The 22,693-nt window shown below is 68.2% G+C and carries 16 protein-coding genes; 6 read left to right on the top strand and 10 right to left on the bottom strand.

What is annotated here, in order from left to right; genetic code table 11:
- The first annotated feature begins 1 nt into the window (after position 1).
- Complete coding sequence (locus tag FHJ30_RS06805) at positions 2–1,435, top strand: DUF58 domain-containing protein (protein ID WP_139028543.1); 1,434 nt, start codon at positions 2–4, stop codon at positions 1,433–1,435.
- Entirely contained in the window at positions 1,432–3,954 is a 2,523-nt protein-coding gene (locus FHJ30_RS06800; protein ID WP_139028542.1) for a DUF3488 and transglutaminase-like domain-containing protein, read from the top strand. The genes FHJ30_RS06805 and FHJ30_RS06800 overlap by 4 nt, the downstream gene beginning before the upstream one ends.
- Positions 3,955–3,974: 20 nt before the next feature.
- On the opposite strand, the gene FHJ30_RS06795 is transcribed toward FHJ30_RS06800, so the two are convergent.
- Together FHJ30_RS06795 and rsmI are read right to left on the bottom strand one after the other, a co-directional pair.
- Positions 3,975–5,474, bottom strand: coding sequence for an NAD-dependent succinate-semialdehyde dehydrogenase (locus tag FHJ30_RS06795; protein WP_139028541.1), 1,500 nt, complete (start codon positions 5,472–5,474; stop codon positions 3,975–3,977).
- A gap of 186 nt (positions 5,475–5,660) precedes the next feature.
- The gene (gene rsmI / locus FHJ30_RS06790; RefSeq protein WP_139028540.1) at positions 5,661–6,536 is read right to left on the bottom strand and encodes a 16S rRNA (cytidine(1402)-2'-O)-methyltransferase; all 876 of its coding nucleotides are present in this window, start codon (positions 6,534–6,536) and stop codon (positions 5,661–5,663) included.
- A gap of 46 nt (positions 6,537–6,582) precedes the next feature.
- Here rsmI and FHJ30_RS06785 point away from each other — a divergent pair, with 46 nt between their 5' ends.
- Both FHJ30_RS06785 and FHJ30_RS06780 read left to right on the top strand, forming a co-directional pair.
- Positions 6,583–8,310: a dolichyl-phosphate-mannose--protein mannosyltransferase gene (locus tag FHJ30_RS06785; RefSeq protein ID WP_139028539.1), complete on the top strand. Its 1,728-nt coding sequence runs from the start codon at positions 6,583–6,585 to the stop codon at positions 8,308–8,310.
- Positions 8,311–8,377: 67 nt separating this feature from the next.
- Positions 8,378–10,207, top strand: coding sequence for a long-chain fatty acid--CoA ligase (locus tag FHJ30_RS06780; protein ID WP_139028538.1), 1,830 nt, complete (start codon positions 8,378–8,380; stop codon positions 10,205–10,207).
- A 104-nt stretch (positions 10,208–10,311) separates the two neighbouring features.
- On the opposite strand, the gene FHJ30_RS06775 is transcribed toward FHJ30_RS06780, so the two are convergent.
- Both FHJ30_RS06775 and FHJ30_RS06770 read right to left on the bottom strand, forming a co-directional pair.
- Complete coding sequence (locus tag FHJ30_RS06775) at positions 10,312–11,481, bottom strand: TIGR01906 family membrane protein (protein ID WP_139028537.1); 1,170 nt, start codon at positions 11,479–11,481, stop codon at positions 10,312–10,314.
- A gap of 124 nt (positions 11,482–11,605) precedes the next feature.
- Entirely contained in the window at positions 11,606–12,598 is a 993-nt protein-coding gene (locus FHJ30_RS06770) for a stage II sporulation protein M (RefSeq protein ID WP_171058951.1), read from the bottom strand.
- 72 nt (positions 12,599–12,670) lie between these two features.
- Between FHJ30_RS06770 and FHJ30_RS06765 the strand changes: the two genes are divergently transcribed.
- Entirely contained in the window at positions 12,671–13,471 is an 801-nt protein-coding gene (locus tag FHJ30_RS06765) for an RDD family protein (RefSeq protein WP_139028536.1), read from the top strand.
- Positions 13,472–13,474: 3 nt separating this feature from the next.
- Here the strand turns inward: FHJ30_RS06765 and FHJ30_RS06760 are convergent, their stop codons facing one another.
- The 4 genes from FHJ30_RS06760 to FHJ30_RS06745 all read right to left on the bottom strand — a co-directional run bounded on the left by FHJ30_RS06760 (position 13,475) and on the right by FHJ30_RS06745 (position 16,969).
- Positions 13,475–14,713, bottom strand: a complete 1,239-nt coding sequence (locus tag FHJ30_RS06760; RefSeq protein ID WP_139028535.1) for an Ig-like domain-containing protein — start codon at positions 14,711–14,713, stop codon at positions 13,475–13,477.
- A gap of 63 nt (positions 14,714–14,776) precedes the next feature.
- Positions 14,777–16,264, bottom strand: coding sequence for an adenosylhomocysteinase (ahcY, locus tag FHJ30_RS06755; protein ID WP_139028534.1), 1,488 nt, complete (start codon positions 16,262–16,264; stop codon positions 14,777–14,779).
- 9 nt (positions 16,265–16,273) lie between these two features.
- Positions 16,274–16,501, bottom strand: coding sequence for a Trm112 family protein (locus FHJ30_RS06750; RefSeq protein ID WP_139028533.1), 228 nt, complete (start codon positions 16,499–16,501; stop codon positions 16,274–16,276).
- 78 nt (positions 16,502–16,579) lie between these two features.
- A complete protein-coding gene (locus FHJ30_RS06745; protein ID WP_139028532.1) occupies positions 16,580–16,969 on the bottom strand; it encodes a DUF3499 domain-containing protein in 390 nt (129 codons plus the stop codon).
- 118 nt (positions 16,970–17,087) lie between these two features.
- Between FHJ30_RS06745 and FHJ30_RS06740 the strand changes: the two genes are divergently transcribed.
- Complete coding sequence (locus FHJ30_RS06740) at positions 17,088–17,600, top strand: metallopeptidase family protein (protein ID WP_139028531.1); 513 nt, start codon at positions 17,088–17,090, stop codon at positions 17,598–17,600.
- 27 nt (positions 17,601–17,627) lie between these two features.
- Here FHJ30_RS06740 and FHJ30_RS06735 read toward each other — a convergent pair whose 3' ends face one another.
- Both FHJ30_RS06735 and FHJ30_RS06730 read right to left on the bottom strand, forming a co-directional pair.
- Positions 17,628–19,310, bottom strand: coding sequence for a DUF5719 family protein (locus tag FHJ30_RS06735; protein ID WP_139028530.1), 1,683 nt, complete (start codon positions 19,308–19,310; stop codon positions 17,628–17,630).
- Positions 19,303–22,665: a glycosyltransferase family 2 protein gene (locus FHJ30_RS06730; RefSeq protein WP_139028529.1), complete on the bottom strand. Its 3,363-nt coding sequence runs from the start codon at positions 22,663–22,665 to the stop codon at positions 19,303–19,305. The genes FHJ30_RS06735 and FHJ30_RS06730 overlap by 8 nt, the downstream gene beginning before the upstream one ends.
- Between the last annotated feature and the right edge of the window lie 28 nt (positions 22,666–22,693).

The raw sequence follows: 22,693 nt of genomic DNA, 5'->3' as shown, positions 1-22,693 counted from the left end.
CATGGCACTGCTGGACCGGCACCTCTTCACCACACGCGGCTGGGGCATGATCTGCGCCGGCGGCATTGCCCTCGGGGCCGCGTACATCATGGGCCGCCGGGACCTGCTGACCTTGAGCGTGCTCCTCATTGTCCTTCCCCTGGTTTCCCTGGCCGGAATCCGGCTGGTGAAGCCCCGGTTCAAGGTGTACCGCGAGTTCAACCCCTCCCCCGTGGAAACGTCCGCGTCCACAACCGTGCGGCTCGCGGTGGCAAGGACGGGAACCGGCAGCGGCAGGGCCACCATGGAGGAGCGGCTGCCGGCCCGCCTGGGCGAGTCGCCTGCCTTCCGGTTCCCTTCCCGGTCCGCCACCGGCGGCATCAGCCGGTACGAGTATCACTTGCGGTCAGCCCGGCGCGGACAGTTCCTCATTGGCCCGGTCACGGCGGAGTTCACGGACCCGTTCGGCCTATCGCTGCATCGCCAGGCGATAGACGACGGCGACGTCCTCACCGTGACGCCTGCCGCCGTCGTGCTTCCCTTGACGGGGCTGGCCGGTGCCCGGGGCAACGACGGCATCACGGCCACCCGGATCCGGGCCAATCCCAGCGACGACGACGTTATGACCCGCGAGTACCGGCACGGGGACCCGATGCGGCGGGTGCACTGGGCTGCCACTGCACGCCATGGTGACCTCATGGTGCGGCAGGAGGAGTCGGTCACCACTCCCGAAGCAACCATCATCATGGACCACCGGCACGGTGCATTCTCCGGCGGCTCCGGTGCAGGTCCTGCCGGGCAGGAGGGCCCGGACGGGCATCCGGTGGCCAGCAGCGCGGCCTTTGAATGGAGCGTCGTGGCGGTCATGTCGATCAGTGCGCACCTGGCGGAGCGAAACTACGCCCTGCGCCTGCTGGACACCGCGGGCGGGCCCGCCTTCCTGCACTCGCCCTCCGCCCCCGAACCTGAGGCGGAGGAGTACAGCGGTGGTGCCGGGCTCCAGTCCATCGGGGAAAGCCTTGCCGCCATCCACCTGACCGGATCCCATCACGCCCGCCGCAACGATGTCCTTCGCGGCTGGGCGGGCAAGGCGGCCAACGGCGACCGCACCTCCCATGACCCGGGGCCGGAAGCCTTCGACGACGTCCTCATGGACAAGCTGTCCGCGCACCGTATGCGGGGTCCCGTGATCGCGGTCCTGGGATCCATTTCGCGCATGGAGGCCCTTGCCCTGGCCCCGGCGGCGGGCTATGCCACCAATGCTTTTGCCATCATCGCCACCGAAAAGCCGGCAGAGTATGCGGACGTCCTGGAGGCGCTTCGCCAGGGAGGCTGGCGGGCTGTAGCCATTGCCCCCTCGGTTCCTGTTGCGGCGGCGTGGAGCCAGTTCGACCAGGAACTGGCCATACCCGCCCCGACCACGGACGTTCGCCGCGGGACGGGGGTGGCCCTGTGACCATGGCACCAGCCCGCAAGCATGGAACGGGACGGCCGTCCGGGACCCAGGGGGAAGAGCCCGCCGTACGGCCCCGCGTTGGCGCTTATCCCTGGGCCATGGCCGGTGCTATTGCCCTGGCCGTCTGCGGCGCCGCTCTCTCCCTGAACGGAGTGCTCCGGGGCTGGGGCTGGTACTGGCCCGTACTGACCACCGTCCTGGTGGTCAGCTTCACCCTGGCTGCCCTCCGGTCCCTGCGCGCCCAGCCACTGCTGGTGACGGCAGGCGGTTTCCTCTCCCTGGGTGCCATCCTGACGCTGACCTTTTTCCGCAGTTCGAGCTTCGCCGGGATTTTCCCCACCGGGGGCAGCTTTGGCGAACTGGACCGCCTGATCCGGCGCGCCAGCGAGACCGTCCTGTCCGAGACCGCGCCTGTGGCACCAAACGTAGGCATAGTCATGGTTGTCTGCGCGGTCCTGGGCCTGGCGGTCATCCTGGTGGATGCCCTTGCGCTGCCGCTCGGCATGCCGGCTGCTACAGGGGTGGGGCTGCTGGCCATCCTCGTGGTGCCCGCGATGATCAAGCCGCAGAGCGTGGGCTTGTGGGGATTCGCCGCCACAGTGGCCGGATACCTGATGATCCTTGGCTGCAGCCAGTATTTCGCCCCCGACGCCCGGTTCCAGACCGATGCTTCCCGGAGCCCGGGACACCTGCGGCGCGCCCTGCTCACCGGGTCCGTTGCACTCGCTGCGACCCTGGTGGCGCCCCTAGCCATTCCCGGCTTTGACCAGGGCACCTTCCCGCAGGGGTCCCGCCTCAATCCGTGGGGCACGTCAACCGGGCTGAACCCCATGATCACGCTGGGCAACAGCCTGCGCACCCCTGACGGAAGCGGACGGATCACCTACGCCACCAATGCATCCATGCCGCTGTACCTTCGCTCCGTCACCGTGGACAATTTCGACGGCGACTCCTGGGGCCCGGACGACCGTGACGCCTCCCGCCTGCCGATGGGCGGCCGGATCGACCCCGGTTATCCGGTCCTTGCCGACGAACAGCTCCGGCTGGTCACGGCCATCGACGCCGGCAGCTTCAACAGCCCCTACCTTCCTGCGCCCTATGCCCCCGAAACGGTCCGCGGGCTTAGCGGCCGGTGGACCTGGGACCCGGCCACCTTGAGCATCAAGGGGTCCGACACCACAACGTCACGGAGGCAGGAGTACCTGGTCACGTCCTCCGTGCCGAAACTGACGGCCGGGCTCCTGGCGCAATCCTCGGCAGCCGTCCAGGGCATCCCGGAGGACTTCACCCGGATCCCGGGCAACGTTCCCCAGATCGTCCGCACCACTGCAGATGCCGTGGCCGGGACCGGCACGCCCTACCAGAAGGCGATGGCAATCCAGAAGTACCTGCGCTCGGCCGAGTTCACCTACTCCCTGCAGTCTCCGGTGCAGGGCGGCTACGACGGCAACGGGCTCTCGGTGCTGGCTGACTTCCTGCAGCAGAAGAGCGGATACTGCATCCATTACGCGTCCGCCATGGCCGTCATGGCAAGGCTGGAAGGGATCCCCAGCCGGATCGCCGTAGGGTACGCCCCCGGCAGGCTCACCGGCGCCACCGTGACCGTGGCCGGGCAGGGAGCACTGCCGGAATATGAGGTGGACGCACGCGATGCCCACGCCTGGCCGGAACTTTACTTCCAAGGGCTCGGCTGGGTGCCCTTCGAGCCCACGCCTTCCCGCGGTGTGGTTCCCGAGTACGCAACGGAATCATCGGTCTCTGCGGCCCCCGACGCACTGGACAACAACCAGGACCTGATCCCGGGCGCCACTCCCACTCCCCTTCCCGCGCCGAGCGCCGCCCCGCTGCCGGCCCCGGGCGGTGGCGGCGGAAGCACCGATACTGGCTTCCTGCTCCTGCCGTGGCTGCTGGGCGCCGGCGGCCTCCTGGGAGCGGTGCTCCTTGTGGCCGCCCCCCGGCTGGTGCGGGCGGGCATCCGGGCAAGGCGGCTCCGGCCCCAGGACCCGGGCAAGGCTGTGCCCCTGGGATGGCGCGAATTGCTGGACCTCGGCACAGACTACGGGCTGCGACCCGGCGCCAGCGAGACACCCCGGGCCTATTCGGCGCGGCTCCGCGGCACACTGCTGGGCGACCCGGAAGGCCTGGACCGGCCCGCGCACCAGGCAGCCGTTGCGCTCACGGAAGACTTCGAACGCCACAGCTACGGCCGCCCGCCCCGCCCCGTCCCTGAACAGGAAGCCGGCGGTGCAAAGTCCAGCGCCGCCCGTGGCGGGGCAACCATAGCGGCCGAGGTGGCGGCCGTGGAAGAAACACTGCGCGCCAACGCCCCGTTCAGGCGGCGGCTGCAGGCGGCGTGGATCCCGCCGTCGGTCATGGACGCGCTGGGGCGCTTTCTCGCCGCCCCGTTCCGCGCCACAGGCCGCGTCCTGGCCAAGACGGCAAAAGCCGCCGCGCGCTCCTGGCCTGTTCATTCCAGGCAAGGACCGCACGACGGCGTCCACCGGCGAAGCGGGGGCTGACCCGCTACCAGTGGAGGGGGTTAGCCGGCGTAGGGGTCGGCGATGCCGATGTACTGCGTGTAGAGGTACTCCTCGATGCCTTCAAGGCCGCCTTCGCGCCCCAGGCCGGACTGCTTGACCCCGCCGAACGGGGCAGCGGCGTTCGAGATGACGCCGGCGTTCAGGCCCAGCATGCCGGTCTCGAGCCGCTCACCCATCCGGATGCCGCGGTTCAGGTCCTTGGTGAAGACGTAAGCCACCAGGCCGTATTCGGTGTTGTTGGCCAGGCGGACGGCGTCATCCTCGCTGCTGAACGTGATGATCGGTGCCACGGGGCCGAAGATCTCCTCTGAAAGGATGCGCGTGCCTTCGGCGACACCGGAAAGGATGGTGGGCTGGTAGAAGTAGCCCGGACCCTCCACGGGCCCGCCGCCCAGGACGGCCTTGGCGCCGGAGGCAACGGCGTCGGAGACGAGTTCATGGACCTTGTCCCGGCTCTTGGCGTCGATCAGCGGGCCCACCTTGGACTCCGGCTCGGTGCCGCGGGCGGTGGTCATCTCCTTCATCTTCGCCGCGAACTTTTCCGCGAACCCGGCGGCGATGGACTCGTGCACGATAAAGCGGTTCGCTGCCGTGCAGGCCTCGCCCATGTTGCGCAGCTTGGCGAGCATTGCCCCTGCGACGGCGGCATCCAGGTCTGCGTCCTCGAAGACAATGAACGGTGCGTTGCCGCCAAGCTCCATGGAGGTGCGGAGGACTGTTCCGGAGGCGTCGGCGAGAAGCCGGCGGCCCACCTCCGTGGACCCGGTGAACGAGAGTTTCCGCAGCCGGGAGTCCTTGATCAGCGGCCCGGTCGTGGCACCTGCCGTTGAGGTAGGGATGACATTCAGGACGCCGGCCGGCAGGCCCGCTTCCATCATGACGGCGGCGAACAACTGGGAGGTCAGCGGGGTGAGGTTCGCCGACTTGAGGACCATGGTGCAGCCGGCGGCGACGGCAGGGGCGATCTTGCGGGTGGCCATGGCCAGCGGGAAGTTCCAGGGCGTGATCAGCAGGCAGGGTCCCACCGGCTTCTTGGTCACCAGCAGGCGCGACTTGCCATCCGGAGACACGGAGTAGCGGCCGAAGGCACGGACGGCTTCCTCCGAGAACCAGCGCAGGAACTCGGCGCCGTAAGTGACCTCCCCGCGGGCTTCGGCCAGCGGCTTGCCCATTTCCATGGTCATCAGCAGCGCGAAGTCCTCGGCGCGCGCGGTCACCAGTTCAAAGGCCCGGCGGAGGATTTCGCCCCGCTCGCGGGGAGGAACCTTGGCCCAGGACTCCTGCGCGGCTGCGGCGGCGTCCAGGGCTGCGGCACCGTCCTCGGGTCCGGCGTCGGCGAGGCTCAGCAGCACTTTCCCCGTGGCGGGATCTTCGACGTCGAAGGTCTTCCCGGAGACGGCGTCGCGCCATTCGCCGTTGATGAGCAGGCCAGTGGGGACAGAGGCCAGAAGGGCGCTTTCGCGGTCTGCGGAAACGGCCGGCTGTGCAGTGACAGTCACGATGACTCCCTCGTCAGTAGGGTTGGTGCAGCCCTTCGGCAGCGGCCGGAGTGACCGGGCCCATACAGGCTGGATTACTGCCAGACTACTGCGGCGGCTTCACGCTGGTCTACGCCGTTGCGCACTGCCGGGCCGCGCTGGTGCTGTGCAGCTGCACAGCCGGCGGCCGCCCGCTGCCAATGGCCCTCAGCGGGCCGCCAGCACCGCCGAGTAGAGCTCCCTTTTACTCACCCGGACGTCCTCCGCAACGGCTGCCACGGCCTCCTTGAGCCGGATGCCCTGGGCCACGAGTTCGTTCACCGCTGCCACGTGGTCCTCCGGCGTCCCTGCCGCCTGCTCCGGCGCCCCGCCAAGGACAACGGCGATCTCTCCCCTGATCTCAGTGCTTTCCGCCCAGGCCAAAAGTTCACCTAGGGTGCCACGGATGACTTCTTCATACGTTTTAGTCAGTTCGCGGCACACCGCAACGGGCCGGTCCGGCCCAAACCGTTCACGCAGTGCCCTGAGCATTGCCTCCAGCCGGTGCGGGGCCTCGAAGAACACCATGGTCCGTTGCTCCCCGGCAAGGTCCGCCAGGCGCGACGCCCTCTCCCCGGCCTTCCGCGGCAGGAAGCCTTCAAAGCAGAAGCGGTCCGTAGGCAGTCCGGACAGCGCCAGGGCGGTGAGGACTGCGGAGGGCCCCGGGACGGCGGTAACTGTGAGCCCCGCCGCCACGGCACCTTGCACCAGCCGGAACCCGGGGTCTGACACCGAGGGCATTCCGGCGTCGGTGACCATGACCAGGGTGCTCCCTGCCCGGACCTGGTCCAGCAGTTCGGCAGTTTTCGCAGCTTCATTGTGTTCGTGGTAGCTGATAACGCGTCCGGCCACGGTCACGCCCAGGCTCTGGACCAGGCGGTGCAGGCGGCGGGTGTCCTCGGCGGCCACGATGTCAGCGGTTCCCAGCAGCTCCACCAGCCTTGCGGAAGCGTCCCCGGTGTTACCGATTGGAGTAGCGGCAAGCACGATGCGCCCTGCATTTGCCGGGCCGGATTCTGGAGGGGTGCTGGGGTTAGGGTCCACGCCACCAGCCTACTGCTGCGGGGGACCGCCAGCCGCAAACGGTAGCATGGGGCTCGTGACGCAGACCTCGACGCGGCCGGGCGGGACCGGACACGCCGCCCCGGCAGCACCCGGCAGTGGAACAGGGACGACGCCGGGCAGTCCGGGGAGTACCGCGAAGCGGCCGTGGGTCAGCCGCCCCGCCGAGGCGTTCACGGTGGAAGCCCTCACGGCCAGGCTCCTGGGAAGCGCCCAGACATGGCGCGACTATCCGCCGTCGCTGCGGCTGTGGCTCCTGCTGGTTCCCGTCCTGACCGCCCTTGCCGGCGGAATCCTGCGGTTTGTCCGGCTTGACGCCCCGCCCAAGCTGGTCTTTGACGAAACGTACTATGTGAAGGACGCGTACTCCTACCTGGTCAGCGGCTACGAACGAAGCTGGCCGGACAAGGCCAACGATGCGTTCAACGCCGGAAACCCGGGAGTGCTGCTGGAGACCCCCGAGTACGTGGTCCATCCGCCCGTGGGCAAGTGGATGATCACCGCGGGGATGTGGCTCTTCGGCCCGGACAACCCCTTTGGCTGGCGCTTCTCGGCCGCACTGACCGGAACGCTGTCTATCCTGCTGCTGTCCCTGATCGCCCTGAAGCTGTTCCGGTCCCTCCCCCTGGCGGGCGCCGCGGGACTTCTGCTGGCCGTCGACGGCCACCACCTGGTGATGTCCCGGACCTCGCTGCTGGACATCTTCCTGATGTTCTGGGTGCTCGCCGCGTTTGGCGCCCTGCTGCTTGACCGGGATGACGGCCGGCGCCGGCTCGCGGTCCGGCTGGCCCGGGCTGCCGCAGGAAACGGCGGCCGCCCCACCGCCGCCCACCTGCTCTCCGGGCCTTGGCTGGGCGTCCGCTGGTGGCGGGTGGCAGCAGGAGTCTGCCTGGGGCTCGCCGTTGGGACCAAATGGTCCGGCCTGTTTTTCCTGGCCGGGTTTGGACTCCTTACCGTCCTCTGGGACCTGAGCGCCCGGCGCGTGGCAGGCATCCGCGGCTGGATCAGCGGCGGCCTCATCAAGGACGGTATCCCGGCGTTCGTGGGCATGGTTCCGGTGGCCGGCGTGGTCTACGCGGCGGCCTGGACCGGCTGGTTCCGGTCCGACAACGCCTACTTCCGCCGGTGGGCGGAGACCAACCCCTCCGCCGAGTGGGGCTGGCTGCCGGACTCTGTCCGTTCGCTGGCCCACTACCACCAGGAGGCCTATACGTTCCACCAGGGCCTCGGCTCGGAGCACCCGTATGAGGCATCCGCCTGGAGCTGGCTGGTACTCGGCAGGCCGACGTCGTTCTTTTACGAATCGCCGCAACAAGGAACGCCCGGCTGCGCAGTGGAAAAATGCACCTCCGCGATCCTCTCCGTCGGAAACCCCCTGATCTGGTGGGGTGCAGCGATATCCCTGGTGGTCCTGCTGTTCTGGTGGGCCGGACGCCGGGACTGGCGCGCCGGGGCGGTGCTCGCCGGTGTGGCCGCGGGATACCTGCCGTGGTTCCTGTACCCCGAACGGACCATGTTCTACTTCTATGCGGTGTCCTTTGAACCGTTCCTCATCCTGGCTCTGGCGTACTGCCTGGGGCTCGTCCTGGGCAAAGCCGCTGACCCGCCCTGGCGCCGCCGCTCGGGCCTGTACCTGGTTGCCCTTTTTGTGGCCGCCGCCGTCCTCCTGTCAGCCTTCTTCTACCCCATCTGGACTGCCGAAGTCATCCCCTACGAGGACTGGAAAGTCCGGATGTGGATGCCGTCCTGGATCTAGGGCAGGATGGCATCAGACCCCCGACGGAGCCGCTGCCGCGGCGTGGCAGCGGAAACGGAGACCTGCTGTGAGAGAAGCGAGCACCGAACTGCTGGTTGAGCTTGACGCCGCCAGCAACGTGACCGACCTGCTGCTGGAGCAGCATGCGGCCAACCCCGCCCATGCCCTGTACCGCAGGAAGGGGCCCAACGGCTGGGTGGACGTCACTGCCCACAAGTTCCTGCAGGATGTCAGCGCCCTGGCCAAGGGCCTGATCGCCGGCGGCATCGAACCGGGCGACGCCGTGGCCGTGATGTCCCCCACCTCCTACGAATGGACCCTGGTCGACTTCGCCATTTGGTTCGCGGGCGGCGTGACAGTGCCCATCTATGAGACGTCCTCCGCGCGCCAGGTGGAGTGGATCATCCAGGATGCCAGCGTGCGCCGCGTGTTTGCCGGGGACCGGGCCACAGTGGACCTGGTCACCGGCGTACTGGAGGGGTCCTTCCTGCTGAGGGACCGGCTGGTCAACGTAGTGCGGATGGATTACGACGGCGAGGCACCGGACCTTGCCAGCCTCGCCGCTGCCGGCACCGGGGTTACGGACGCGGAGCTTGAGCGGCACCGCAGCCGCGCCGGGCTGGACGACGTCGCGTCCCTGGTGTACACGTCGGGCACCACGGGAAATCCCAAGGGGTGCGAGATTACGCATGGAAACTTCGCGCTGGTGGCGAAGAACATCGTGGCGTTCCTTCCGGAGCTGCTGCTGCAGGACCAGGCCCGTACCCTGATGTTCCTGCCGCTGGCCCATGTCCTGGCCCGCGCGGTGCAGGTAGTGTGCCTGGCCGCCGGCGCCACCCTGGGCCATACCCCGGGAGCCGCCCAGCTTCTTGAGGACCTGGGCACGTTCCGGCCCACTTTCCTGCTGGTGGTCCCCCGGATCTTCGAAAAAGTCAGGGCCACCGCCGCGCACAAGGCGGCCCTCGCGGGCAAGGCCGGACTCTTCCGGGCCGCCTCTGCCGCGGCCATCGAGTTCTCCCAGGAAGAGGATAAGCGCAACCGCGGGAAGGGCAGCGGACCCGGGCTGCTCTGCCGGATCCGCCATGGAATCTTTGACCGGCTGCTGTATCCGCGCCTTCGCCAGGCCCTCGGCGGGCAGGTGGGGTACACGGTATCCGGCGCCAGTCCGTTGGCCCTCGAGGACGCCCACTTCTTCCGCGGCGCAGGGATCCCGGTGCTGGAAGGCTACGGGCTGACCGAAACCACGGCGCCGTGCACGGCCAACACACCGTCGCGGACCCGGGTGGGCTCGGTGGGGATACCCATCCCCGGCACCACCATCCGGGTGGCGGAAGACGGTGAGATCCTGGTCAAGGGGATCGGCGTCTTCAAGGGCTACCACGCCAACCAGGCCGCGAACGCCGAGGCTTTTGTTGACGGGTTTTTCCGGACCGGCGACCTCGGGGAACTGGATCCGGAGGGGTTCCTCACCGTCACGGGCCGCAAGAAGGACCTGCTGGTCACTGCGGGCGGCAAGAACGTGGGGCCGGGTCCGCTCGAGGAAAAGATCCGTTCACACCCGCTGGTGGCCCATGCCGTGGTGGTCGGCGACGGGAAGCCCTTTGTGTCGGCGCTGGTCACCCTCGACCCTGAGGGCCTGGACAACTGGCGCTCCGAACTGGGCCTGCCCGCCCTGGCCGCCGGCGACGCGGTCAAGGACCCGGACGTCGTCGCGGCGGTCCAGGGTGCGGTGGACCAGGCCAACCTGCTGGTGTCCAAAGCCGAGTCCATCCGGAGCTTCAGGCTCCTTGACGCCCAGTTCACCATGGAGTCGGGACACCTGACCCCTTCGCTCAAACTGAAGCGTGCCGCCGTCGTGCGTGACTACGGCGACGAGATCGCGAAGCTGTACGCCTGAACCCCCGGTTTCGGCCAGGCTGCGGTGGAGCCAGCTGGCCGGACCGCCGGCCTGGCCTGGTTACTCGGCCATGGTTGCTCGGGGCCTCGTTACTCCTGGATTGGTTACTCCTGGCTTGGGGCGGGAGCCGGTTCGTCCTTCACCAGGCCGCGCCTGCGGCGGGTGGGCCAGGTGAGGATGAGCGTCACGAGCGCCGTCAGCAGCACCAGGGCGGCGATCACCATCCCGGCATCGATCCAGAACTGGCCCGGGAAGAGCCGGATCAGGGTGTCATCCATGCTGAAGGTCCAGGTGCCGTCGGCGAAGAAGATCCGGTGGAACTCGGTAAAGAACTGCTGCCAGCCCAGGAACGCCAGCGTCCCCAGGCCCAGGATCAGGACCAGGGTGACGATGGAACCGGCGAACAGGCCCCGCCGGACTCCCCCGGTGCTTCGCTTGCGCAGGTAAAGGACGGCAATAAGACCCACCAGGAGCAGCAGGACGCCCGCGCCGAAGGTTGACAGGATCACCAGCTTGACGTCCGCCATGTGGCTGACCTCGCCGTCCTTGAACAGCTTGTCTCCGCCCCGGTGCACCAGGTCGCCCAGGTAACGGGGGCCGGACCAGTTGCTGAGGTAATCCACGGCATAGGAGCCGTAGGTCATCCGGTCATCCGCGCTGAAGCCGTACCCGTCGCCGGGGAATCCGGGGCGGTTGTATTCCACCCACAGGAACAGCGGGCTGGTCACCGCCCGGACAGCCAGGATCAGCAGGATCACCGGGAAGAAGATGGCGAGCAGCACCTGCATGACGCGCGGTGCCACCGGTTTGGCGTTCGCGGCACTCTCCCGCTGGGCGTTGCGCCGCTCCACCTCTTCCTCCGGCGGCCGGACCTGCAGCGCGGACGTGGCCAGGGGCTCCCTGAAGACCGGCGAACCGTCCTCGCCGTCGGGACCGGCGGCGGCTTCGGCTGCTTTCCTGTCCGCCCTGGTCTCCGGACGGCCGGTCCCCTCCGGAACGCTTGGCTTCGCCTCTTCATCGCTGGCAGGGCCAGCGCCCTTCGTGCCAGTGGTGGCGGAAGCAGCGGCGGAACGGTCAGCCGTGGATGAGGCAGGGGCTGCGGTGGCTGGAGCGGCCGAGGACCCGGAGGCTGTGCCGGAACCACCGGCTGCGGTGGAACCGCTGCCGGGTGTCAGCCAGGAAAACGCGGGCTCGTCGGAGTCCCCGGAGGTATCCAGGAGGGGTTCCGGCTGCGGCTCCGGGCTTTTGGCGCGGGCCGGTGTTTCGTCTTTCACAGCAGGTCACTTCCGTCGAATGTCCGCGCCGGGCAGGGGTCAGCAGGCGCGCTTTATCTGTTGACGAGCCTACCGTCCGCGCCTTCTGCTGGGCGAGGAACCACCCCGGACGGATTACAACGATTCAGGCAGCGATTTCCTGGTAGCCCGCGTCCTCACGCCGCAGGTCCCCGCGTTCTCCGGCCAGGTAAGCCGGCCTGCCCCACCTCAGCACGTAGAACCAGTACGCGGCCAGGACTGCGGCGCCGATGGCGATCTTGGCCCACACGGGCAACGCGCTGGGGGTGACGAATCCTTCCACCAGGCCGGAGACAAACAGCACCAGCACCAGGCCCAGTGCCACGGTGATCAGGGACCGGCCTTCCTCGGCCACCGCCCTCCCCCTGGTACGCGGGCCTGGCGAAACCATTGCCCAGAAGATCCGGAGGCCGGCGGCGCAGGCGATGAAGACCGCCGTGAGTTCCATCAGTCCGTGCGGCAGGATGTAGCTGAAGAAAACGTCGCTCTTGCCGGCAGCCGCAAAAATCCCGGCGGCAATTCCCACGCCCTGGGCGTTGCCGAACAGGATCATCGGAACCCAGAAGCCCGTGATCCCCAGGGCCACAGCCTGGGCACTGATCCAGGCGTTGTTGGTCCATACGGCGCCTGCGAAGGACGCAGCGGGGTTCTCGGAATAGTAATTGATGAAGTCTTCCTCGACGTACTGCCGCGCCGCCGCCTCCGAGGCTACTGCCCGCAGCGCTTCCGGGGACGTGCCGATCCACAGGGCATACGCCGCACCGATGAGGGTGAACGCCGTGCCGCAGGCAAGCGTCAGCCAGGTCAACCGGTAGAACGCGGCCGGAAGAGCCACCACGAAAAACCGCGCCAGGTCCGCCATGGGGTTGGACCGGGCACCGGTGAAGCGCGTCCTGGCCTGCGCAAGGGTGGCGGACAGCGAGGCGGAGAGCCCGCTTTCGGGCGCAACCGAGCGGATCAGGGAGAGGTGCGCGGACGTGGACTGGTACAGGGTCAGCAGTTCATCAGCCTCGCGGCCGCTGAGCCTGCCCTTGGAGGCAAGCTCGTGCAGCCGTGCCCACTTGTCCGCGTTGACGGCGGAGAAGGCGTCAATATCCACGGGACCAGCCTAGCGCCACCGCACTAGACTGTGAGCGACCACACCGGAAGCCTGGAGGAACGGGAAAGATCTGTGAGTTCGATTGTCACCGGCGAGGCCGTGGTGCTGGAACTGCGGCCGGCCTCCTTTGCTGCCCGTGCCCTTGGCCTGCTCCTTGATGTTGCCTTCAACGCCATCCTGCTGGTGGCGATCCTGTTTGGTTTGGCCGCTGCCGGTGAGGACCTGGACCAGGCGGCCGCGCGCGCCCTGGCCCTGGTGGGCGTGGTCTTTTGCCTGGTGATTGTTCCGGTGGCTGTTGAAACGCTGAGCCGCGGCCTGTCACTGGGGAAGCTGGCCACCGGCCTCCGGGTGGTCCGGGAGGACGGCGGGGCCATCCGTTTCCGGCATGCGGTAATCCGCGGGCTGACCGGATTCCTGGAGATCTACCTGACCTTCGGCGGGATTGCGCTGACTGTTGCGCTCTTCAACGACAAGTCGCGCCGGCTCGGTGACCTGATGGCCGGAACCTACGCGGTCCGTACGCGCGTCCCGGTGGAGCAGCCGGTTCCGGTCTTCGTTCCGCCACGGCTGAAGGGGTGGGCTGCCGCTGCTGATATTGGAAGGATTCCCGATGCGGCCGCGCGCCGGGCCACGCAGTTCCTCCGCCAGGCCGGGAGGATGGCTCCCCTGTCCCGTTCGGAAATGGCCGCGTCCATCGCCACGGAACTGTCCGCCCACGTGGCTCCGCCCCCGCCGCCCGGGACCGGGCCGGACGACTACCTTGCCGCCGTCGTCGCTGAACGCCGCAACCGGGAGCTGACCCGGCTGGCGCAGTCGCGCCGGCGGAACACCGAGACGGGCGAGCGGCTGCAGCGGCTGCCATTCGGCAGCTGACCGCTAGTTGTCGTACTCACTCCACGGAATGTTCCAGTCTCCGAACCCGTCGTCGTGGGCGGCGTAGTCGCCCTCTGTGTTCACGATCTGCACTACATCCCCGGTGCCCATGTTGTCGAAGACCCAGGCAGCGCCGTCGGGAGCGAAACCGATGCAGCCGTGGGAGACGTTCGCGTTCCCAATGAAGGGGAACGCCGACGGCAGGGCCTGGTGGATGTAGGCGCCGCTGAGGGTGAGGCGGATGGTGTATTCCACGTCTACGTCGCCGTAGTAGGCCGGATCGTCGGGCTTCAGGCCGATGCTTGAGGCCCGGAAGTGGTCAAAGCGTTTCTTTTCCATCAGCACGCCGTAGCCGCGGGCTGACGGGAAGCGCTTGTCCCCCATGCTCACTGGCAGGGTCTTGACCACCTGGTCGTTGACGCTCAGCGTGAAGGTGTGGGCGGCGGCGTCGGCAACCGCCACCTTCTTGTCGCCGATGGAGACGTTGACCTTCTTGTTGAAGTTGGCAATCTGGCCGTTGCCCAAGTCCACCCCGAAAAGCTTCATGTCCATGCTGATGGTGGAGTTGGCGGCCCAGAAGTTCTCTGGCCGGTACCGGACCATGGTGTCGCTGTACCAGTGGAACGCACCAACCTGGCCGGCACTGCTGGTGATGGTGATGGCCTTTTCCACGGCGTCGCGGTTGACCACGGGCTCGCTGAAGATGACCTGCAGCGGCTGCCCGACACCGACCTTCATGCCATCAAGCGGGTAGATGGCGGCGTCCGCCTCATGCGTGCTGGATACGGTGCTGAAGGACTGCGTTGTGCTTGTTTCGCGCCCTGCTCCGTCCTTGACGACGTACGTGTAGCTGTAGTCGGTGTTGAATTTGAGCGGTCCGGACGCGGACCAGCCGGTGCCCTCGGCGTCGATGCGGCCCTCGACGATTTCACCCGAAGTGCTGGTGAGGGTGACCCGCTCGATGGTGCCGTTGGTGACCTTCAGCGATACCGGGGCTGCCGGGTTCACCTGCTTCGCACCGTCGGCCGGCGTGGCGTCGGACTTGACGGGAGGAACAACGGGCGCGGCGATGCCCGGGGAGGTCCTGACGGCGGATCCGGCCTCGGATTCGATGGCACCGCGGGCAATGCCCGGCGCAACCGCCGCGAAAACGCCGCCCATGGCGGCGAGGACGCATACGGCCACCACGAGGAGGACTTTCTTGAGGGTTCCCGGACGGCGGGACTGGACTTCGGGCTCCATATGTAGATCCTAGGCGCAGAAAGTAACGGCCCGGGCGCGCTGGGCACCCGGGCGCTTTACTTCTTAGTAACGATAATGCTCGGGCTTGTAGGGGCCGGCGACGTCAATGTCCAGGTACTCGGCCTGGTCCTTGCTCAGCTCGGTCAGCTCAACACCCAGGGCATCCAGGTGCAGGCGGGCCACCTTTTCGTCCAGGACCTTGGGCAGCACGTAAACCTGGTTTTCGTATTCGCGTTCGCCCTCGGGCTGGTCCTTCTTGGTCCACAGCTCGATCTGCGCAATGGTCTGGTTGGCGAACGAGTTGCTCATGACGAAGGACGGGTGGCCGGTGGCGTTGCCCAGGTTCAGGAGCCTGCCTTCGGAAAGGACGATGATGGACCGGCTGGCCTCGCCTGTGGCAGGGTCCTCCTCGAAAACCCATTCGTGGACCTGCGGCTTGATTTCGACCTTCTTGATGCCGGGCACCTTCGCAAGCCCGGCCATGTCGATCTCGTTGTCGAAGTGGCCGATGTTGCCCACAATAGCCTTGTTCTTCATGCCCGCCATGTGCTCGGCCATGATGACGTCCTTGTTGCCCGTGGTGGTGATGAAGATGTCGCCCTGGGCAAGGACAGACTCCAGCTTGGCCACCTGGTAGCCATCCATCGCGGCCTGCAGCGCGCAAATGGGATCGATTTCGGTGACGATGACGCGCGAACCCTGGCCGCGCAGCGCTTCCGCTGCGCCCTTGCCGACGTCGCCGTAGCCGCAGACGACGGCGACCTTGCCGCCCATGAGCACGTCCGTGGCGCGGTTGATGCCGTCCGGGAGGGAGTGGCGGATCCCGTACTTGTTGTCGAACTTGCTCTTGGTGACGGAGTCGTTGACGTTGATGGCCGGGAACAGCAGTTTGCCCTGCTCGGCCAGCTGGTACAGGCGGTGGACGCCCGTGGTGGTTTCCTCGCTGACGCCCTTGATCGTGGCGGCAGTCCGGGTCCACTTCTTCGGGTCCGCTTCGAGGGAGCGGCGGAGGACCTCAAGGAAGATTCCGTATTCTTCGGAATCCGTGGGATCGGCGGACGGCACGTTGCCCACTGCCTCGAACTCCACACCCTTGTGGACGAGCATGGTGGCGTCGCCGCCGTCGTCCAGGATCATGTTGGGTCCCAGCTCAGGATTGGACTCGGCGCCCGGCCAGGTGAGGATCTGTTCGGCGGTCCACCAGTACTCCTCGAGGGTTTCGCCCTTCCAGGCGAACACCGGCACACCCTGGGGGTCTTCCACGGTGCCCTTGCCAACCACCACGGCGGCAGCGGCTTCGTCCTGGGTGGAGAAGATGTTGCAGGAAGCCCAGCGGACCTCCGCGCCCAGGGCGGTGAGGGTTTCAATCAACACGGCCGTCTGCACTGTCATGTGCAGCGATCCTGCAATCCGCGCGCCCTTCAGCGGCTGCGTGGGGCCAAACTCCTCGCGCAGCGACATGAGCCCGGGCATCTCGTACTCGGCAAGGCGGATCTGGTGGCGGCCGGCTTCCGCCAGGGAAATGTCGGCAACTTTGTAGTCAAAAGTCATGGATGGTCCTTAATTCGTGCCGGAGGCTGGGTCATGTTGGTCGGATCCTGCCGCGGAGGCTGCTGCCAGCAACTCGGGGGGCAGGAGCAGCGGGATGCCGTCCTCGATGGGATAGCGGGGTTTGATCCCGGATTCCGCAGCGACGGCGGCAACCAGTTCCTCGCCTTCCTGCACCAGGGGCGAACCGGTCACGGGACAACGCAGGACGGACAGCAGTTCGGGACTGATCTTGGGCATTTCTTGGTGCTCCCTGGCGGGCGCGCTCGCGCCGGTAGCGGACTAATGTGCAGCTTCCAGCCTACCGTCACATGGCTGTCAGGAGGGTTCACGCAGGACGCGCAAGTGTCCCCTGCGGGTGCCTTCGGCGCCGGCCGGCGCTTCAAGGGCTGAATGGGGGCCGCGCTGCACCGGCGGCTGCTTCGCCTGGTTGGGCAGGGCAGCAGCATCCCGGACGGCATTGGCAAGGGCGAGCAGGTCGTCCGGGCCGGGCTGCTGGGGGGTGGACGGCATGGCCAGCCGCAGCACCTCCCAGCCCCGCGGGACGGTCAGGGAGCCGGCATGCTGCTCGCACAAATCGTAACAATGCGGCTCGGCGTAGGTGGCGAGCGGACCGAGGACTGCGGTGGAGTCTGCGTAGACGTACGTCAGGGTAGCCACCGCTGACTGGCGGCAGGCAGATCTTGAACACTGACGGATAGCTCCCACGACATCCCAGACTACTCCGTGCCACCACCAAAACAGCGCATTGCCGCCCCGGGCCGACGCGTGCCTGCCGTGCTGGGAATGTATCGCGTAAATGTTCCCCCGGGTTTACAGTCGATGTATGCAGTCATCGAACCAGAAATCAGGTTTTACGGTCCGGTTGGCTGACCCGGATGCCCGCAGGGATTCGGCCGCCGGCTCCTCGGGCAAAAGCTTCGCCATGCGCCGCCGCAACCGCCACGGGCGCGGCCTCCGCGGGGAAGTGATGCTCCCAACCCATCCCGGCTACCGGACCCGCTCGGACCGCTTTGATGACATGGTGATGGATTCCGCCCAACGGCTTCACGACATCTGGGGCAAGACGCTGGATGGGGTCCGCTTCGGCGTCGATGAGATCCCACCGGACCTGGAGCAGCTGGCGGCCAACCCGTCGCCCGTGCCCATGGGCTCCTACACTCCCGCCGCCGGCGGGGAAGGACCCATGATTACGGTGTACCGGCGCGTGGTGGAACAGGCGAGCCCCGGCCCGGAAGAGCTCCAGGACCTGATCCACGACGTCGTGGTGGAGCACACCGCGGAAATGCTCGGAGTGGCTCCGGAGACACTGGACCCGGTTTACCGCCGCCGGTACTGATCCGGCCGCAGCAGCAGTCCGCCCAGCCTAGTGGCTGAGCGTCACGGGCACTGTTTCCTGGCCGGCGGCCGCGGCCAGGAACGCCAAGGTTGAGACGTCGTTCCTGCCGTCCTGCTGGACCAGCACCGCGCCGTAGGCGGCATCGCCGGAGGCGGAAACCACATAGCCCACCACATCAGCGTCCTCGACCTTGGCCGGCACAGCAATGGAAGACGTGGTTCCGCCCGCGATATCGGCGGAGGACGGGGCCCGGACTTTCCCGTCCGAGGTGATGGCGGAATAGGTGATCGTTGCCCTCGCGCCCAGGGCACCGAAGACCAGGCTGCTGTTGGCGCCCTGGGGAACCGGAACCACATGCTGGCTGCCCAGCCGCACTCCGGACGCTGCCCAGGCTACGTCTGACGGCTGGTCCTCCTGGAGCCCGCGGGTGGTCCGCGCCGCGGCGACAAACGAGACATCCGAAGTCGCCGCCACCGTGTACTGCCCGGCGGGAACGCCCGCGAGCGAAACTTCCGTGACGGCGCCGGCCTTTGCCGTGATGACGCCGCCGGAGGGCAGCGCTTTTTGGCCGTCGCGGCCGTAGAGCTTGACCTCCACCACTGCGTCCGACGGGCCCGGAACCGTCAGCTGGAGCGCCGGACCGGCGTCCTCATATCCTGGCTTCCCGGTCAGCTGGGCCACCCCTGCGGGGTCCTGGATGTCCACGCCCGTCATCACCTGGCGCACCGCGGGAGCCGCTCCCGGCCCAATGAAGTCCACTCCCCCGGGGGTGAGTCCGCGCAGGACGCCCTGCTGGATCACGGCCGCGACAGGGCCGCCGGCGCTGCGGACATGGACGCTGAGCTGCGGCTCCCCTGGCGCCAGGCCGGCCAGGACCACGGATCGGGAGGTGCCCGGGGCGACCAGCAGGCCGCGGCTGCCGGGTGCCTGGATCTGCCCTTGGGCGCCGAAGAGTTCCAGGCTTACGGTTGCCGGCGTGGTGGAGGCATTCGTCAGCACCAGGACGGAGGCACGGCCCACGGTTGTGCTGGCCCCTGCAAGCCATTGGTCGTTGGAGGGCTGCTGGCAGTTGGATGCTGCGGTGCCCTGGAGGTCTCCGTCCGTGGCAGTGAACTTCATCGCCGCTGCGGCAGAGGCTTTCTGGTTTGCCAGGGCATCCGCGCTGAGTACGGTGGCCTGCGTTACCGGGCGCGCGGCCACCACTCCAGCGAGGAGTTCCTGGGCGGGGCCGGCAGGTCCGGCCTGGCCGGGTTCCTTTGAGATTTCGACGGCGGTTGTGCCGTCAAGCTGGGACAGCCGGCTGGCGGGCAGCACCCCCGCCGAGCCGAGGACAGCGCCCGTGACAGCGGTGGCGGCCGTAGCTGACACCGGGCTGAATTGGGGATCCGTTCCTGCCTCGGTGCCTTCCAGCAGCCGGGCCGGGCCCGGGCAGACACCCAGGCTTGTCCCGGCAGGGACAGCTACTGCCGGGGCGGCCACCGCGCGGCTGGAATCCGCCTGTGGCAGGAGCGATCCACCCGCCACCACGGCCCCTGCTGCGGCAAGGATCACTGCGGCCGAGGCGAAGCCCACCAGTGCCGCGTTGCGGCTTGGGGTTGAAACACGCTGGGGAGCCGGCTGGTCATTGTCCGAGGTGTGTTCGGCGCCAGTGGCGCCCTGAGCACGGCCGGCGGCTTCCGGCGCTTCAGCGGACGTGGTGTGCTCATGCATTCTGGTGTTCCTTACGCAGGGAGCCCTCGTCCCGTGAAAGGCCGGTCCGTGCCCTCCGGGCGGGCATCGGGATGGCGAGCAAGACCGTCAGGCCAATCACCGTGACCTGCGCAATGGCCGTCCACAGCGCCCAGGGGTTCTCATAGCGGATGGTCAGGTGCCCTCCGGAGGCGGGGAGCGTGAAGGCCTGGGCCCAGCCGGAGGTTGTTGCCGTGAGCCTGCGTCCGTCGATCCAGGCGCTCCAGCCCGGGTCCGCGCGTTCCGCCAGGACCACGAGGCGCCCTTCCGGGCCGGCGTCCACAGGAGCGTCGACATCGGTGTAGCCGGAGGGAACCAGTCCAATGGCAGCACCGCTTGCGTCCACGATCCGTACCCGGTGGGCAACATCCGCAGCTTGCAGTACCGGCTGGTTCAGCGGCGAGATCCGCCAGAGCCATCCCACGTCCGTCTGGCCCACGGCCACAAGTCCGGGTACGGCGTCCATCCTGCTGGCTGTCAGTTGCGCCGCGGTGTCCGCCGACCGGAGCACGAGGAACCCGACGCCCAGCTGTTCGAGGTCGTTCCGCGGGTCCACGCCCTGGCCGGCAACAAGGGTGGCCACCACGCGGCGGACTGCAGCGGCAACGTCATCGTCGTCGCGTACCGATTCTGCCCCCGGCGCGCCGATGATGTTCCGTGCGGACGCAATGGCCGAGAAACTGTCCAAGGTGGTGCCGGCGCCCCGCATCAAGGTTGCATCAAAAGTGCCGTTGTCCCGCGTACTGATCAGCAGGGTGCGGGTCTGCTCCGGACCGGTGCCCCGGTCGATGGCGGTGGCCGGGAGGGTCCGCGGGTTGGCGGGCTCCACCAGGCGGGGGGTTCCCAGCGCATCTGCGGCGTGGGCAACGCCGGTTTCCGTGGTGCCGGCGTCCGCCTGGGCCGTCCCGGCGGCACTGGCAGGACGAAGCAGGTTCTGCGCCGACCATGCCGCCATCCCGGCCAGGGGCCCGGCCAGCAGCAGGACCATGCTGACGGCAGCAACTGCCCGCAGGGCCGTCTTGTGCTTGGTGGTGCCGGCCACGGCTTTGTCGGTGATGGCCAGGAGTTGCTCGGCTCCCAGGATGCCTGCGGCCAGGAGTGCGAAGGCCGCGGCTGAGACGGCCGGGCCCGTGAAGGGGGTCACCAGGGTCTGCGCGTTCAGCCCGGTGGCCACGTGGCCGGCCAGCCAGCCGCAGGCCAGGGCAATGACGCCCGCCACCCAGAAAGACCTGACTGTTTTGGCTCGGTGTCCCGGGAGCAGCAGCCCGGCAACGGCCAGGGCCAGTACCGGGACGGCCAGAAGCAGTGCAAGCAGCAAGGCCCAGGGAAAAGCGCCGCCGGTGAAGTAGGGAAGGCCCGCCAGGCCGCCCAGCGGATCGAACTGCAACGGCTGGCCCAGCAGCTGCTGCCACAAAGGGGCGGCGTCAAAAGCCAGCGGGGGGCCAGGATCAGCCAGCAACGCCCTCGGCCTGTCGAGCACGGACACGCCGAAGGGAATGAACAGGGCTGCGGTGGGCAGCAGGGCCCACCAGACCGTGCGGCCGCGGCGGCCAAGCAGGAGGCCGCAGAGCACGATGACCACGGCGGCCGGGACCAGGAGCGACGGTGCTGATGCAACAACAACCGCCAGCGCAAGGCCCGCGGCCGCGGCAGCCGTCCAGGAGGGCGTGCCGTTGATGCCTGGCCTGACCGGCGGCCTGTCGCCAAGGCGCCTGTCGGCAGGGGCAGGCAGGGTGAAACGGCCGTGCCCTACAGCCGAGCCGGTGGCGCGCAGCAGCGCAAGGACCAGTAAAGGAAGCATGATGTGGGCAACCAGGGCACCGGCCCGGCCCTGGTTAAGCGCCACCTGGAGGGCTGGGGCGGCAGCCCAAAAGACTGCCGCGGCCAGCCGCAGCCGGCGGCGGACCGTCAGCCCGCCCGCAGCGAACCATGCCGTCAGCCCGGACAGCGGAGTTGCGAGCAGCAGGAGCCAGGCGATGGCAGGGTTGGCGTCGCCTCCGCCGAGTACGCCCAGGATCCACAGGACGTATCCAAACGGGTCTCCGCGCCCCGGCAACCCTGCGCCGAGCGTGATCCACCAGCTTGAGGCGTGGTGCCACAGATCCCCGAGGTTGCGGGAAACGGGAATGAGGGCGCCGCCGGAGACGGCGTCGGCGCGGAAAAGTCCCGTAAGGGCAAGCAGGGATGCAACGGAGGCGATGATGACAGTGGCCAGGGCTCCGTTGCCCACCCAGCCGCGTTTTGAGGTGGCTAGTGCCGCGAAGTCGTCCGACGCGTCCCCCGTGGGCTGGTGGGCCAGCGGATCCTGTTCAAGCTCGTCGGTGGGTGAATTGTCCGAGCCGAGCGCTTCCATCAGGGACCGGCGGTGGCTCCAGACTTCGCGCCTGGGGGTTTGGAGCTTGCGGATCACGGACCGGCGGATCCGGCGTGTCCGGCGGGCGCTCCGGCGGGCCTTGGCCACTGCGCGGGGCCTGCCGAGGGCGGCGCAGGTGGCAACCAGCTGGGACAATCCGTGGCCGGGATCCTTTACCAGGATGCTGAGCACCAGCTTGAACAGGCTGCCCAGGAGTGCCCCGGCCCCGTGGACGGGGACCATCCACAGCGGTGAGTGCTTCAGGCGCAGATGGACCTGGGCTTTCCGGGCGGCCGCGGCGTTGCCCAGTGCCTGCGGCCGGTGTGCAACATGGAACATCCTGGCCGAGGGCACCACCACAACACGGTGCCCTGCCAGCCGGTTGCGCCAGCAGAAGTCGACGTCGTCGCCGCTGCCGGGAAGGGCAGGATCAAACCCGCCCAGCTGTTCCCAGATGTCGCGGCGGATCAGCATGCCGGCTGAGTTCACGGCAAAGGTGTCGCTGCGTCCGTCGTACTGCCCCTGGTCCAGTTCGTCAGCGTCGATCAGGGTGAGCCTCTCGGCCCACCGGCTGGTGGAAAGGCCGACGTCGATCAGCTTGCGTCCGGCGTCCCAGTCCAGCTGCTTGCAGCCGGCAACGGTGACCGAGGGCGCGCGTTCGACGGCGCTGAGCAGCTCGGCGAGTGCTTGCGCGGCGGGCGCTGCATCGTCATGGAGCAGCCAGATCCATTCCGCTTTGCCGCCTGCGGTGCCTCCGCGCCACGGCGCCAGTTCGGCCAGGCCGGCCAGTACCGCGGCCCCCATGCCGCCTTTTCCCCGCTGCTGGCTGACCACGTGGGCCGCGCCCAGGGCCCGCTGGAGGAGGGCCTTGGAGTCGTCCCGGGAGCCGGTGTCGACGCCAATGGCGTAGTCCACGGGCCGGGTCTGCTCCGCCAGGGCTGAGAGGGTTCTGGGCAGGTAGGCACTGCCGTTGTGGGCAACCACAACGGCAGTGACATGGACATCCTGGTGA

Source organism: Arthrobacter sp. BB-1, from assembly GCF_006151685.1.
Classification (GTDB): Bacteria; Actinomycetota; Actinomycetes; order Actinomycetales; family Micrococcaceae; genus Arthrobacter.
This window is presented reverse-complemented; position numbering and strand designations above follow the sequence as displayed.

Coding starts and splice junctions, on each gene's coding strand:
- FHJ30_RS06760 (WP_139028535.1), bottom strand. CDS start 14,713: ATGGAGCCCGAAGTCCAGTCCCGCCGTCCGGGAACCCTCAAGAAAGTC.
- FHJ30_RS06785 (WP_139028539.1), top strand. CDS start 6,583: ATGGGGCTCGTGACGCAGACCTCGACGCGGCCGGGCGGGACCGGACAC.
- ahcY (WP_139028534.1), bottom strand. CDS start 16,264: ATGACTTTTGACTACAAAGTTGCCGACATTTCCCTGGCGGAAGCCGGC.
- FHJ30_RS06740 (WP_139028531.1), top strand. CDS start 17,088: ATGCAGTCATCGAACCAGAAATCAGGTTTTACGGTCCGGTTGGCTGAC.
- FHJ30_RS06735 (WP_139028530.1), bottom strand. CDS start 19,310: ATGCATGAGCACACCACGTCCGCTGAAGCGCCGGAAGCCGCCGGCCGT.
- FHJ30_RS06750 (WP_139028533.1), bottom strand. CDS start 16,501: ATGCCCAAGATCAGTCCCGAACTGCTGTCCGTCCTGCGTTGTCCCGTG.
- FHJ30_RS06805 (WP_139028543.1), top strand. CDS start 2: ATGGCACTGCTGGACCGGCACCTCTTCACCACACGCGGCTGGGGCATG.